Source organism: Levilactobacillus huananensis, from assembly GCF_003946145.1.
Taxonomy (GTDB): domain Bacteria; phylum Bacillota; class Bacilli; order Lactobacillales; family Lactobacillaceae; genus Levilactobacillus; species Levilactobacillus huananensis.
Genome location: NZ_RHOC01000001.1, coordinates 292927 through 307710 on the forward strand (window position 1 = coordinate 292927; position 14784 = coordinate 307710).

The window sequence follows — 14784 nt, forward strand, 5'->3', positions numbered from 1 at the left end:
TTTATGAAACGACATTCAACAGCCACTCCTACCAATTGGTGGAAGTGGGGGTTCATTGGACTGGTTAGTCTGTTCATCATCATCCTCGTTGTCATGGGGATTAAAGCCACGTCAGGCGTAAAGGTTGCCTCGACGGCCAAACCCGATACCGATACTACCAACATTAATGTCACCCTGAACAAACGCCAGGTGAATGCCTTGGCAGACTACTATGTCAACAAGTCTCTTGAAGGGCAAGATGTTAAGTATCAGTTCCAGGTGACGGATCACGCGATGATCACTGGGTCAACCAAGGTTCTCGGCACAAATGTGAACTTCGTGTTACTCTTAAAGCCAACAGTACTCCCTTCCGGTGATGTTAAATTGAAAGCGCAAAAGCTTTCAGTGGGATCATTGCCCGTGCCAATTAGCTTTGTCATGAGCTACATCGCCAAGAATTACCCGTTGCCTAAGTGGGTCGCGATGGATACAAAACAAAGTACCATGACCCTGCATCTGACGGCTATTGGCAATGGCAAGAAACTCTCATATGCTGCCAAGAAGATCGACATGTCCGGAGCCGGGAAGTTCGTTTTCCAAGCACGGATTCCGAAAAAGTAAGGGGGGACTTGTATGCCTAAGACATTTTATCAATTTCTCATGACCCAACGTAACCCTGAAAGTTACGACACCATCGCTAATTTTGCCAACAATGCCTTTCTGGATAGTGCCTTCCCAAAACAGGAGACCGAGTTCGATCCCTTGTCTAAATATCTGGAAGAAAATGCACCATACTTGCCATCTATGACTATTTTTGATGATGCTTGGCAACTCTACTTGGCATCGTTGGCCTAAAACGTTATGAATTTGAATCGAGAACACCAAAGTCTATCTGCGGATAGGCTTTTTGTTTTGGGGTAACGTTGATTCCACAATTTCCGCTTCAGCCAATATCTTTATGGTACGCAATCAACACACGGGAATAATCATTTTAATTTACTTAATCTCACGGTCTGGCACAAACACCTTGGTGCACAACAGTTCAGTTCACTGGCTGCGATAGTTTCGGTGAAGTCGCATTCAAATCAAATGGATTCAAAAGGGGGATTTAAGCCTTGGCTGACACAATACGATTAAGTAAGGGGAGAGTCATTACCTAACCGTTCAACCATCAAATAACCGTACTCATTTCTTTTTGGAGCAAAAGTAACTTGACCATCAAAACAAGCCATAATCCGCTATGCTTAACAAATTTGAATCATTTTAGGATGACAACCGGCAGTTAAAAATTTCAAGATGTTTTTTGACTATTTGAATTCGCCGCTGAGTCATTAACCATTGAATACTAACCTTATGAGCACCGTTATTCTTTAAAGAAATTATTAATAGCGATTGGGTCATAATGCCACATTTGAGCAACCGCTATTTTGCAGACGATGTATAAATCGATCAGTTTAAATCGACCTATCTTGTTACTGTTAAATCAGCATTTACACGTTTTAAAATAGGAATATTTATGTTATACTACGAGTTAAATATATAAGAAAAACGTACAGGGAGTGAACCTAATGTTTAAAACAACACGAACACTCGTCACAACCAGCTTAGCTTTAGCTCTCTTGGGAGGCGTTGTTAGTCCTAGCATCGCCCATGCGGACAGCATCACCCCTTCAGATAATGTCGCGGTCACGACTAAGGCCGCTGACACGAAGGCAACATACAAGATAAGTTCTATAGAAATGCCATATACGTTGGTCAGCAGTAAGGCCGGTAACGAAAAATTACCAAGTTTTCCAAACGCGCCAGCCGTAATAACTGTCGACCAACTTAATGATCCCGAATACTTGGCTAAAATAGAGGCCGATAATCCCAACTTGACTTCTGATTTTTGGTCACAGCTTCGTGACGGCATAGCGGGCTATGAAACGCTTGATCTCGACAAATCACTTGTTGACCTCCAAATGGAAACGGGTGAGTTACCGGAGGGACTCTCTAAGGATGATATTATTAAAAGCGTCGCTGACTCATTCTATCTCCAAGCCTGGACCATTAGCCGGATTGCTCAGGAGCAGCTTGGACAAATGGACTATTCTGAGATTAATGCGGCCTATCTAAAGGAGCTGCGACCAAGACTTGAAACCATGGCTAAGGGCCAAGAGGCATTAGAAAAAATGGACGGCGTTTTTGATCATGGCGAAGAATACTATAAGATTCAGGCCCCAATTATGCTTGATGTACTCACCGGGGAAAATAAGCTATCTTTTCGTTACACCAAAGAAGAACTCACTAAACTTGATCCTGACGCCACTTATCGTCAAATGATTTCGTTGTATAATAAACCCCTGTCTTTCTTTATTCAAAAACAACCCGATGGAACCTATCAGATAAGTGGGCTTTTCCTCTCTGGAATACTGGCTTACAGTTTCTGGTTTGACGACACACCGGTGACGCCTAACCCCACTCCTAATCCGACACCAGCTACTAGTCAGCCCGTTAAGGTTCATTACGTCGATGACCACGGCAAAACGCTTAGAGCTGATAAGGTCTTAACTGGTGAATTAGGGGAAAGTTACCAAACAACACCATTAGACATCGATGGGTATACCGTTACCAACACCACTGGAGACGAGTCGGGGACCTTTGACAGTACCGCTAAATCAGTCACTTATACGTATTCTGCCGTGTTAAGCAACGGTGGTGACGGTGATCAGATCGTCACGACTAAGCCAAAGAAACCGACTAAAAAGCCTGCTGAGACAAATAAGAAAACGCAGCAAACGACTAATGGCGGCCAGGGGGCTACGGTTAATGAGTTGCCAGCATCATCGCGACAAACAAGCCCAATGGCTACATCAGCGACAAACGTCCATAACACCGCGTTACCACAGACAAATGAACAGTCAAAGACCCACTTGGCTGTGATGGGCTTGGCATTATTGAGCGCAACACTCGTTGTCTTTGGTTTAAAGAAACGGCTGTCTTAGATCTTCAGAATTGGATCCGTCAGTCAGTACCTGATTTAGGTAACTTTTGATTGATCAGCTGACGATTTGCCTACTGAAAAGGTCACCTGGTCGAAATTGAACTGATAATTTAAGGTTAAAAACCACGCTTACCATTGTTTAAAAAGTCCCGCGATTGTTAGACCGATAAGTCTAGTAATCGCAGGACTTTTCTTATATCCAAGAAAAATTTTGACTTGTCATGACAGCTTAGAATGACACACGCTAGCGTGAAAGTTGGCAGAAGTACGGTCGCGCCAAGGACTTAACCATTATGACCACCGACGCATAACCTTATTAAGATAAACTTCAACCCGTTCGAAGTCTTTCTGGACTTTAAACAGCGCCACTATCTGAGCTAGCTAAAAAATGGTAGAATAGATGAGTTAATTAGACCTTTTTGACGATGTGTTAAATTTAAAAATTCTCAGTTAGTCAAAAAAGATACTTTCGCTGAATGAATTACTGATGAGTTTAGCAAATGACGGCCAACACTCAGCATTCAAACTATCAGGTGGGCATAAATTCTGGTTAATCGCCTAATACCGATCGTTGTGACTGACGTACTGACGCAAATAAATAGGGTACCTCATCGTTTTAGATACGAGCATCTTTCAGTTTTGGTCAATGACAAAACGGTCTCATTATGAATAAGGAGATTCAGGGACGTGTTAGCCTTATTTCTGTACAACCTACGGCCTAAACCCGCATCTCCTCTTTTTCTCAATAGACATAAGAAATTTGGCAATTTTCAACTATTTTAAGAACACCGAGGGTTTAAGTCCTCGGTATCAAAGGAGTTAGACACTATGAGTACCATACAATGGTTCCCAGGCCATATGGCCAAGGCAATTCGCCAAATGGAAGAAAACGTCCACCTCGTGGATATTGTCTTCGAACTGGTCGATGCCCGGATTCCCGCCTCATCGCGTAATCCCGAGGTGGCCCGGATTGCGAAGGATAAGCCTCATTTAATTATCTTAACCAAGAAAGACTTGGCTGATCCTCAACAAACCGCTGCCTGGATGCGTTATTATCAAACCCAACGACAGCCAGCCATCTCGATTGATTCCAGAGCCAACGTGACACCCAAACAAATCACTAGGATTGCTACCAGTATTCTTGCAGACAAGCTCGCCGCCGAAAAAGCCAAAGGTTTAAGGGAACGGCCAATGCGTGCTATGACAGTTGGGGTACCTAACGTTGGCAAATCCACCTTATTAAATCACTTGGTTAGTCGTAAGGCAGCTCAAGTTGGAGATACCCCTGGTGTGACGAAGGGGCAACAATGGTTGCGTTCTAGCAAACATCTAGAACTGTTAGATACTCCCGGAATTCTTTGGCCCAAGTTCAAGGATCAGGACGTGGCGTTGAAACTTGCTTTGACCGGAGCCATTAAAGAAAAGCTCTATGCCAAAGATGATGTCGCCTTATTCGAGTTAAAATTCTTCCGTCAGTATCATCAAGCCGCACTGCAGGAACGCTACCATTTAGCCACCGAAGATTTTGAACTGTCTGATGTCGACCTTCTGTTGCGGATCACAGAAAAGCTCGGTATGCGAGACGACTACGAACGCGCCAGTGAACGACTCATCTTCGATGCCCGACGTTCTAAGATGGGCGGTTTCACCTTAGATCGTGCTCCCCAAGTGGGGAAGGATCATGACAACTAAGCCCGTAAGTTTAGCTAAATTACGCCAGCAACTTGCAAACGTGACGTCGCCCGCAGACCCTCGTCTGGTGGTGTTAGCCGCCGATCCACGTAAAGGAGCCCAGCAACTCCTTACTAAGCTTAAACGCCAGCTCGCACGTCGTGAGGCCGCTGAAGAAGCCTTCCAACAACGCTTACACTATGAGAAACCATTCTGGGCAATAGGCCAACAGGTCGCCGGCGTTGATGAGGTCGGTCGAGGCCCATTAGCTGGACCGGTCGTCACTGGGGCAGTCATTCTGCCCCGTAACTTCGACATTCCTTTAGTTAATGATTCTAAGCAACTCACACCTAAGGAACGCGAAGACTTATACCCAAAAATTCTAGCCCAGGCTACAGCCGTCAGCATTGGCATTGGAAGTCCTCAACTTATTGATCAGATTAATATTTATCAAGCGACTCGGGTAGCCATGCAACGGGCTGTTTTGGGGCTTGGGGTGGCTCCAGATCACGTGATTGTGGATGCCATGCAAATTCCGATTTCACTACCGCAAACCCGCTTGATCAAAGGTGACGCTAAGAGTGCCAGTGTCGCAGCAGCTAGTATCATCGCTAAAGTCTACCGAGACCATTTGATGGTGGCCTACGATCAGCTATACCCTGGCTATGGCTTTGCCAAAAACGCCGGTTACGGAACTGCTGAACATCTGAGTGGCCTGGCCAATCGCGGTGTCACTCCGATTCATCGTCGAACTTTTTCACCCGTTCAGAAAATAATTGCCAACGAATCACGGAGTTAGTCCTAAACAGGACAAGGAGGTTGCGATCTTGCAACTGACACTTCGTGATTTTTTCATGCGCTTACCCTTTGTAACCGATATTGGGTCCAAGACTGGTGTGGCCTGCTGGCACTGGTTAATGGATCATCCTCAAATTCAAACCATCACTGCTAGCACACTTGATCACTTAGGGGCTGAAATTCCGCTATCCGTGGAACGTTTGAAACGGCTCCATCTGGAGCTCTTCAGTCATGCCATGAACCAGAAAATAACCAAAAATCTCACACATAGCGGTTGTCTAACCATTGTTGATCAGGCTTATCCGCCACAACTTAAGGAAATCTACACACCACCGGTTGCGTTATTTTTTCAAGGTGATTTACGTAATCTCCAGGGACCGCAATTAGCGGTCGTGGGATCCCGCCATCCGACAACATACGCCTTAACGGCCATGCGTCTCCTGTTACCAACAGTGGTGGAAGCCAATGTTTGTCTTGTATCTGGTTTGGCCCAGGGCGTCGATACACTCAGTCATCAGGTCGCTTTAGCCCACCGAGGCCGCACGGTGGCCGTTATTGGAACTGGTTTGGATAAATGTTATCCCGCAGCCAATCGTGCGCTCATGGACACACTAGCACACGATCAGCTTGTACTCTCGGAATACCCTTGGGGCACCAATGGCGCACGCTTCCATTTTCCAGAACGAAATCGGATCATTGCCGGCCTCTCACAGAGTGTCCTTGTGATCGAGGCCGCCCATCATTCAGGAAGTTTGATCACGGCAAATTTTGCACTTCAAGAGAATCGAAATGTGCTGGCTGTCCCTGGGACAATTGACGGTCCAAATTCAGTTGGAACCAATGAACTAATTCTCGCCGGCGCGAAACCTATCTTGAATTCTGATCATATAATGGAAGAAGTTTTAGTTGACAAGCTACCCTGACTTGAAATATCATGTGTGGGATTATAGTGAAATGTTTAGCGAACTTTTGTTTCGCGATTAAAACAAGTCGATAGGAACGGAGATTCCCGTCAAGCGGGGCTTCGTTGCCTATTATCCGAGGGAGTAATGTGCATTGCCGACTAAAGCAAAAACAAAAACAACAGCTAAAAAACGGCGAAAGCCACAAAAAAAATTAGTGATTGTCGAATCACCCGCTAAGGCCAAGACCATTGAGAAATATTTAGGTCGTACCTACAAGGTTGTTCCCAGTTTAGGACACGTCCGAGATCTGCCTAAGAGTTCAATGGGAATCGACTTCGACAATGACTACGATCCACACTACATCTCCATTCGGGGGAAGGGCGATGTGATTAAGGGCCTGCGTTCAGAAGCTAAAAAAGCTAAAGCCGTTTATCTGGCATCTGACCCTGACCGCGAAGGGGAATCAATCGCTTGGCATTTGGCGCACGTCCTCAACTTAGATGTGACGGCTAAAAACCGAGTAACCTTTAATGAAATCACTAAAGATGCCGTTAAGGAAGCCTTTAAGACGCCTAGATCCATCGACATGGATCTAGTTAACGCCCAACAGGCCCGCCGGATCCTAGACCGGTTGGTGGGATACTCTATCTCGCCGCTGTTGTGGAAAAAAGTTAAGAAGGGGCTCAGTGCTGGTCGTGTTCAATCGATCGCGCTGTCTCTGATTATCGCCCGTGAAAACGAAATTAAAGCGTTCAAGCCTGAAGAGTATTGGACAATCGATGCTGACTTTAAAAAAGCTCGTCACACCTTTAGTGCCAGCTACTATGGTTTAGATGGTAAGAAGGCTGACTTGAAGGACAACGACGCCGTTCAAACCGTCTTGGGTAAACTGGATCGTAAAGGGAACTTCGACATTACCAATGTCGTACGCAAGGAACGGAAACGTTCTCCACAACCCCCATTTACCACCAGTTCAATGCAACAAGATGCTAACCGGAAGCTAAATTTCCGGACGCGAAAGACCATGATGGCCGCTCAACAGCTTTACGAAGGAATCAATCTGGGTAAAGAAGGGACGCAAGGGCTCATTACCTATATGCGGACCGACTCTACTCGAATCTCCAGCATCGCTAAGCACGAGGCCTCAACGTTCATTCATGAGAAGTACGGGGCAGAGTTTGCCGCGACTAAGCCAATCAAGGGCAAGTTACCAGAAGGGGCCCAGGATGCCCATGAAGCTATCCGACCAACGTCTGTTTTCCGGACGCCAGCTAGCCTGAAAGAACGATTGACTAAGGACCAATTCCGGCTCTATCAATTGATCTGGAACCGGTTCGTTGCGAGTCAAATGACCAATGCTATCATGGATACCATGGCTGTCACGCTAGATCAAAACGGAGTGACATTCAGAGCAAATGGGTCCAAGATGAAGTTTGAAGGGTTCCTGAAGATCTACAAGGGTGGTAAAGAAAAGGATAACCTCCTGCCTGATCTCGAAATTGGTGACCAAGTGAAGTTGGCTAAGACCGATCCAGCTCAGCATTTTACGCAGCCGCCTGCACGTTATTCCGAAGCCAACCTGATTAAGGCCTTGGAAGAAAATGGGGTGGGTCGTCCATCGACTTACGCCCCCACTTTGGATACCATTCAACGGCGCTACTACGTTAAATTAGTTGGTCGGCGTTTCGAGCCAACCGAACTAGGTGATATCGTTAATACCATCATCAATCAGTACTTCCCCGACATCGTGGACGTTGGTTTCACAGCCGGTCTGGAAGAACAATTGGATGGCATTGAAGAAGGTAAGCAGGATTGGGTCAAGGTTATTGACACTTTCTACAAGCCATTCTCAACCGAGGTGGCACACGCCGAAGATGCGATCGAAAAGATCCAAATCCGCGACGAACCAGCTGGCTTCGACTGTGACATCTGTGGTGCGCCAATGGTCATCAAGATGGGGCGTTACGGAAAGTTCTACGCTTGTTCTCGCTTCCCAGATTGCCGAAATACCAAGGCTATCGTTAAAGAGATCGGCGTCGTTTGTCCCGTTTGTCACAAGGGCCAAGTCATCGAACGTAAGTCCAAGAAAAACCGGATTTTCTACGGTTGTTCCCGATATCCGGACTGTGACTTCGTCTCATGGGATAAGCCCGTTGGCCGTGATTGCCCCAAGGACGGTCACTACCTGGTTGCCAAGAAGATCCGTGGCGGCTCGCAGATCGTTTGTCCTAACGGTGATTATGAAGAAGCTCCACAGAAGTAAGCTTGTTACACTTAAATCTTAAATCCGTTTCGTTGGCGTTGACCCCCAGGGGCCAACGCCTTTTTTGACTCTTCACTTATCACTAACATAAAATAATCCGTTCTTTAAAAGACCCGTTTTAATCAAACATCCCCAACAGTAAGGTTAGAACTGTGTGGGGGGACTTACTTCCAAAAAAACGACAGCCCCTCTCAGTATCGAGTTAGACTGTCGCTTTCAGAAAAAATGTTCTTTTTAATTGGCCAACCAAATTTCAGGGTGGTCAAAGGCTAACTGGAGCTGTTCCAGGAATTGACTCACGTGATAGCCATCAGCCACCGCATGATGAATCGTCAAGGAAAGCGGCATTTGCCAGCGCTTGGCTTCCTGCTTAAACTGTCCCGCTTGAATGACTGGAAAGAACGTGTTTAGCGGGGTGAAGGGCAAGGGGGTGTAACTGGTAAAGTGCGTCCAAGGAATACTACCAACCATATAAGTATTCGCACTCTGGGGAGCCTTGGGCATTGGCGTTCGTTGATCACCATATTCAGCCAAATCAGCCAGATAGTTTCGATGGAATTGGTTGAAATCGGGATCGTAGGCCGTCCATAAGCTGGAGATGCTGTGGTCATCCGCATGTATTACTGAGTAAGACGGGTGGAGAACATCGTAACGCCGGAGTTGCCCGGTATCGTCCCGACCCACACGAAATTCCGGTGTCTGTGTGATCACCTTTGAGACCAGGTAGAGATAGGCCGCATTAAATTTAAGATCACGCTCCGTGATCCATTCTTTAGTAGCCGTGACATCCAGGTCAACCGTCAGTGTGAATCCTGTCGGCATCATCTTGGTAAAGTAATAGAAATATTCTCGACGAGACCAAGTTGCCAGGTCAATCGGGGTATTTTGCGTATTTAAAGTTGTCATGTTAAGTCCTTTCAGATTGATTGTAGGCTGGCTGACACTTGTCTAGCCACTTAGCTTTGAGCTCCTTCAGCGTCTGCCGAAGATTATCGACATCGGCGGTATCTGCCTTCCAGAGAACGCTGTAGGTAAAGGCTTCTGCCCCGAGAGCATTCCAGTCCGCTTGTAACGCCGTATCGTGATAGAAGTTACCGTTGAGATTCGTTTGATAATAGCCCCAGCGATTGTGAATATTGCGTGCGACATCAATGAAGGTCTTGCCATTTTGGTTGTTTTTAATCTGGATCACACCGTAGTAGGTCGGTGCCGCTTTATAGTTTTGAATGATTTCTTTGCGATTCATTTGTAGCTCCTTATTATCGAAGTTCCGCCAATATTCACTGCCACTCGCTGTCCGCTTTAGAAAACCATAATCAACGAGATATCGACGTAGTAATGGAAAATCGGCATAAATTGGTTTTAACTTAGCCGTCAGTTCCATTTCACTCAGATGCTGAGTCATGGGTAAGGATTCACTCACACGTTTCAAGATTGCTAAGATGGCTTTTTGGTGTCTAGGCCATCGCGTCAATGTCAGCGGCGTGATGGACGTAAAGTATTTTGCGACCAGTTCATCATACTCGGCTGTTGTCATAGTAAAGCGATCATCCTTTTGGCCCGGCTGGTCAGGGAACGTGACCAAATGGTCAACCGGTGCCGGTTGATTGAAAACCTGGTCATAAATGGCTAGGTAGAGTCTTGCCTGCTTGGCCTTTTCACGAAAGGTAAACTTTTGGTGCCGAACAGTGGCCGCTGCCACACCCATTTCCTCAGCAACAGCCGCATCCTTATGGCCCTGAGCGAATGCAAGTAGAAGATCGCGTTGCTTGGTGGTCAGCGTATTGTATTTGTTGTCGATCTGAATTAAATCAGTCACGGCGTTCGGATGATTAGCCGCGAGGTGCCGTTGAATCATAGTGGCTGCCGGATAAAATTTAGTGTCTTCTGGAAAGACCTGGTCCTTAGCAAACATTGCCTTACACGTATTACAAATATAGGCTTCAGCCGTTTCATGCCAGCCCTGTTCAATTTCAGTCACTGTCAAATCAGCTAGATTCATAGCTCATTCCTCCAATAGCTTTAACTATACGAATGTTTACTAATTTTGTCAACACTTTTTAATCTTTATATATGTCCAGTAAAAAGTACTGCTTTCTACCAGTAGTGTACACAGAGTTTCTGTTGTGACGTTTATTTTTATAGTAAACACATTTTTTGATCGTCATTTTCACGACTCAACCCGCAGCCCACACCTTTTTGATGAGTTAGTTGAGTTTTTAGGACGTGTTTGCTAGCATTAACTCGTAAAGAAATAGGAGGTGAGCGCCGTGGCAACAGCGATTGAACAGTTCATGAGTTACCTAAGCGGCGAACGGCAGTATTCACCTGAGACGGTCAAAGCCTATCAGGAGGATCTGACGGAGTTCACCACGTTTCTGGAAGAAAATGGTGGAGGAAAGCCCTGGGACAAGGTCGACCAGCTTGACGTGGAGGTCTTTCTGAGTCATCTCTATGATCATCACTACGCAAGAACGACCATTGCCCGCAAACTTTCCTCGCTACGATCTTTCTATAACTTTTTGATGAGTAACGGCCAGGTTACCGACGATCCCTTTGCCTACATTCAACTCAAGCGTCATCAAAACCATCTCCCACGTTTCTTCTATGAACGAGAGATGACAGCGCTTTTCACAGCAGCGGGGGGCAACCCCAATGCGCAATTGGCAAGTCGTGATTCGGCGGTTCTGGAAGTACTCTATGGCACCGGAATTCGGGTCAGCGAATGCGTGAATCTGACGATGGGAGATATCGACTTCGATAACCGACTCATGTTGATTCACGGGAAAGGGAACAAGGAACGTTATGTCCCGTTTGGTCATTATGCTAGTGATGCGCTCAAAGCTTACTTTGATAGCGCTAGGACACCCTTGATGGCGCAATACCATCATCAGCATGACTTTGTTTTTATCAATGCTCACGGTGAACAAATCACGTCAGCCGGGATTACGTACCTCTTAAATCAAATGATCAAGCGAAGCACGTTAACCGGGGAGATTCATCCCCATATGCTACGGCATACATTTGCCACCCATCTTCTGAATCACGGTGCGGATCTTCGATCCGTGCAGGAGCTTCTGGGACACAGTAGCCTCTCAACCACTCAAATTTATACCCACGTGACGCGTGAACACCTCCAGCGGGATTATCGTCAATTCTTCCCGCGGGCCACAGCAGATCACCAGTCACCCTCAACCAAATAAGGAGATTATGAAACTATGCCAGTAAAATTTGAAGCCACCACCATCTGTGCGGTTCGGCACAATGGCCATAACGCCATGGCCGGCGATGGTCAAGTTACCATGGGAGAAAAGGTCATTATGAAAGGGACCGCCCACAAGATTCGCCGCATCTACAACAACCAAGTCGTTGTTGGTTTTGCCGGAAGCGTTGCCGACGCTTTCAATCTGGAGGAAAAATTCGAAGGTCAACTCAACGAGTATAGTGGCAACTTGCAACGTGCCGCCGTTGAACTTGCCAAACAATGGCGTTCTGACCAAGCTTTGCAGAAGCTGGAGGCCCTGCTGATCGTTATGGACAAAGACGAGATGCTGTTGGTTTCTGGTTCAGGCGAAGTGATTGCCCCTGACGATGACATCTTAGCCATTGGTTCTGGTGGTAACTTTGCCTTAGCCGCCGCTACGGCTCTGCATCATCACGCGACCGACATGAGTGCTAAGGAAATTGCCGAAAGTGCGATTCACATTGCCGGCGGAATCGATATCTTTACGAACGAAAACGTCATTTCTGAAGAATTATAAAGGGAGGCCTCATTGTGGACGCTATTAATAAAACACCAAAAGAGATCGTGGCCCTGCTTGACCAATACGTTATCGGCCAAGATGAAGCCAAGAAAGCTATTGCCATTGCCTTACGCAACCGGTACCGGCGCATGCAGCTCGATGCCACCATGCAAGAAGAGATTTCACCTAAGAACATGCTCATGATTGGACCGACTGGGGTCGGAAAAACCGAAATTGCTCGGCGACTAGCCAAGATTGTTCACGCACCATTTACTAAAGTCGAAGCCAGCAAGTTCACCGAAGTTGGTTATGTCGGCCGTGATGTTGAATCCATGGTTCGTGACCTGGTTGAAGTCTCTGTCGGCATGGAAAAACAAGATCAGTTTAAGAATGTCCGTAGCGACGCTGTTCAGGCTGCCAACAAGCGGTTAGTCAAGCTTCTGGCGCCAGCCAAGAAAAAAGCCAATAAGAACAACAATGATTTTGCGAACATGATGAACATGTTTAGCCAAATGCAAAATGGTCAAACCCCAACAGCCCCAAGTGAGCAAGAAGAGGTAAGTGATGATCTGAGAAACGAACGCTTATCTTTGGCTGAGCAACTGAATCAGGGCCTCCTCGAAAACCACCAAGTTGAAATCGAAATGGCTGACCCGCAACAGGCCAACGCCACCGACAACAACATGTTGGGGCAGATGGGGATTGACCTCAACGACACCCTAGGTGCTATCATGCCAAAGAAGCAAATTAAGCGGACGGTCACGGTAGCCGAAGCGCGTGAAATCTTGGTCAGTGAAGAATCAGAAAAACTGGTCAACAACGCTGACATCAATCACGATGCCATTCAACGGGCCCAAAATACGGGGATTATCTTCTTAGATGAAATTGATAAGATCGCTAAGGGCAGTAGCCAAAATAGTGGCGATGTTTCCCGCGAAGGGGTCCAACGTGACATCTTACCAATCGTCGAAGGGACACAGGTTAAGACCAAGTACGGCACTATCGATACCGACCACATTCTCTTCATTGCTGCCGGTGCCTTTGCCGAATCCAAGCCTAGTGATCTTATCGCTGAACTCCAAGGGCGATTCCCAATCCGAGTTGAGTTAGCTGATCTTAGTAAGGATGACTTCGTCCGAATTCTGACAGAACCTAACAATGCCCTGATTAAGCAATACATTGCCCTGATCGGTACAGACAATGTTAAGGTGACCTTCACCATCGAAGCCATCGAACGAATTGCCGAACTCGCCTTCGAGCTTAACCACGAAAACCAAAACATTGGGGCTCGTCGGTTACAGACGGTTCTGGAAAAACTCCTCGAAGATCTTCTTTACGAAGGACCAGACATGGGAACCGGTGACGTTACCATCACCGAAAACTACGTCAATGATAAGATTGGCGACATTGTACAAAACAAAGACTTATCACGCTACATTCTTTAATCACATCACGAAGGACCAGGGCAGAGCGACCTTGGTCCTTTTTGCAGAATTGCGGTATCATAAAGACAATGTTTATCACTGTGGGAGGAATTCGATGTTAACGTTAAAGAATGACTATCTAACGGTTAAAATTAACCCATTGGGAGCCGAAGTCAGCAGTGTCCGCGACAATGAAAGCGGCCTCGAATATATGTGGCAGGCTGATGCCGCGTACTGGGGACGGCATGCCCCCATTCTTTTTCCAATCGTTGGCCGGTTGAATCAGGACCAATACATGTTCCAAAGTCACAGCTATCACATGACGCAACATGGATTCGCCCGTGATCGATCATTTACGGTCCAAAACCAAACGGCAACACGCGTTGTGCTCCAGCAGACGAGTGATGCTCAGACTCGTGAAAATTATCCCTTCGACTTCACATTGACCTTAACGTTTGAACTAAAGGATCACGAGTTGCGGACTGACTTAGTCGTGACGAATCCAATGGAGGACACCTTATACTTTTCCATTGGTGCTCATCCTGGCTTCAACATCCCCTTAGGTGGGGCGTTAGCCGATTTCACCGACTACCAAGTGACCGTTTCACCAAAAAAAATCTACCAGCGTATCCCCTTAGTGGGGGCTTACAGTGACAGCCAGCATTCGGTTCCGCTGGATCTCACGCAACCCCTGACACTGAACCATGCGTTATTCAACCACGATGCCCAGATCCTGACGCTCGACAGCCATGAGACAACGGTCATGCTGAGCACGGCTACTGACGACCACGGGGTAGCTCTGACCGTCGCCGCACCTTATCTAGGTATTTGGTCACCTTACCCTAAGCAAGCGCCATTCGTTTGTCTGGAGCCATGGTGGGGACTGGCAGATGATGTTCAGGCCTCGGGGCAGTTTATAGATAAGGTTGGTCTACAACACCTCGCAGGCGGTCAAACCTTCGCAACACATTACCAAATCACTTACTTTTAGACAAAATAAAAGCTCCCAACGACTGCA

Annotated in this window: 13 protein-coding genes; 11 read left to right on the forward strand and 2 right to left on the reverse strand. The window is 46.7% G+C overall.

The window, feature by feature from the left end:
- The first annotated feature begins 3 nt into the window (after positions 1-3).
- The 7 genes from EKM71_RS01450 to topA all read left to right on the forward strand — a co-directional run bounded on the left by EKM71_RS01450 (position 4) and on the right by topA (position 8599).
- On the forward strand, positions 4-600 hold the full coding sequence (locus tag EKM71_RS01450; RefSeq protein ID WP_125572902.1) for a YpmS family protein: 597 nt from the start codon (positions 4-6) through the stop codon (positions 598-600).
- A gap of 12 nt (positions 601-612) precedes the next feature.
- Positions 613-834 carry a YozE family protein gene (locus EKM71_RS01455; protein ID WP_057878902.1) on the forward strand — a complete coding sequence of 74 codons (222 nt, stop codon included), beginning with the start codon at positions 613-615 and terminating at the stop codon, positions 832-834.
- Between the two features lie 713 nt (positions 835-1547).
- Positions 1548-2963, forward strand: coding sequence for a MucBP domain-containing protein (locus EKM71_RS01460; RefSeq protein WP_125572903.1), 1416 nt, complete (start codon positions 1548-1550; stop codon positions 2961-2963).
- A gap of 827 nt (positions 2964-3790) precedes the next feature.
- Positions 3791-4654: a ribosome biogenesis GTPase YlqF gene (gene ylqF, locus EKM71_RS01465; RefSeq protein ID WP_125572904.1), complete on the forward strand. Its 864-nt coding sequence runs from the start codon at positions 3791-3793 to the stop codon at positions 4652-4654.
- The gene (locus EKM71_RS01470) at positions 4644-5432 is read left to right on the forward strand and encodes a ribonuclease HII (protein WP_125572905.1); all 789 of its coding nucleotides are present in this window, start codon (positions 4644-4646) and stop codon (positions 5430-5432) included. The genes ylqF and EKM71_RS01470 overlap by 11 nt, the downstream gene beginning before the upstream one ends.
- 28 nt (positions 5433-5460) lie before the next feature.
- Complete coding sequence (dprA, locus tag EKM71_RS01475; RefSeq protein ID WP_125572906.1) at positions 5461-6354, forward strand: DNA-processing protein DprA; 894 nt, start codon at positions 5461-5463, stop codon at positions 6352-6354.
- A gap of 133 nt (positions 6355-6487) precedes the next feature.
- Complete coding sequence (topA, locus tag EKM71_RS01480; RefSeq protein WP_125572907.1) at positions 6488-8599, forward strand: type I DNA topoisomerase; 2112 nt, start codon at positions 6488-6490, stop codon at positions 8597-8599.
- A 234-nt stretch (positions 8600-8833) separates the two neighbouring features.
- On the opposite strand, the gene EKM71_RS01485 is transcribed toward topA, so the two are convergent.
- Entirely contained in the window at positions 8834-9505 is a 672-nt protein-coding gene (locus tag EKM71_RS01485; protein WP_125572908.1) for a chloramphenicol acetyltransferase, read from the reverse strand.
- Position 9506: 1 nt separating this feature from the next.
- Complete coding sequence (locus EKM71_RS01495; protein WP_225417968.1) at positions 9507-10601, reverse strand: DUF2087 domain-containing protein; 1095 nt, start codon at positions 10599-10601, stop codon at positions 9507-9509.
- 268 nt (positions 10602-10869) lie between these two features.
- On the opposite strand from EKM71_RS01495, the gene xerC reads away from it, so the two are divergent.
- From xerC to EKM71_RS01515, 4 genes are all read left to right on the forward strand, one after another.
- A complete protein-coding gene (gene xerC / locus EKM71_RS01500; protein WP_125572909.1) occupies positions 10870-11802 on the forward strand; it encodes a tyrosine recombinase XerC in 933 nt (310 codons plus the stop codon).
- A 15-nt stretch (positions 11803-11817) separates the two neighbouring features.
- Positions 11818-12360 carry an HslVU peptidase proteolytic subunit gene (gene hslV, locus EKM71_RS01505; protein WP_057732546.1) on the forward strand — a complete coding sequence of 181 codons (543 nt, stop codon included), beginning with the start codon at positions 11818-11820 and terminating at the stop codon, positions 12358-12360.
- 14 nt (positions 12361-12374) lie between these two features.
- Positions 12375-13787, forward strand: coding sequence for an ATP-dependent protease ATPase subunit HslU (gene hslU, locus EKM71_RS01510; protein ID WP_125572910.1), 1413 nt, complete (start codon positions 12375-12377; stop codon positions 13785-13787).
- 94 nt (positions 13788-13881) lie between these two features.
- Entirely contained in the window at positions 13882-14757 is an 876-nt protein-coding gene (locus tag EKM71_RS01515) for an aldose 1-epimerase family protein (protein ID WP_125572911.1), read from the forward strand.
- Positions 14758-14784 lie beyond the last annotated feature (27 nt).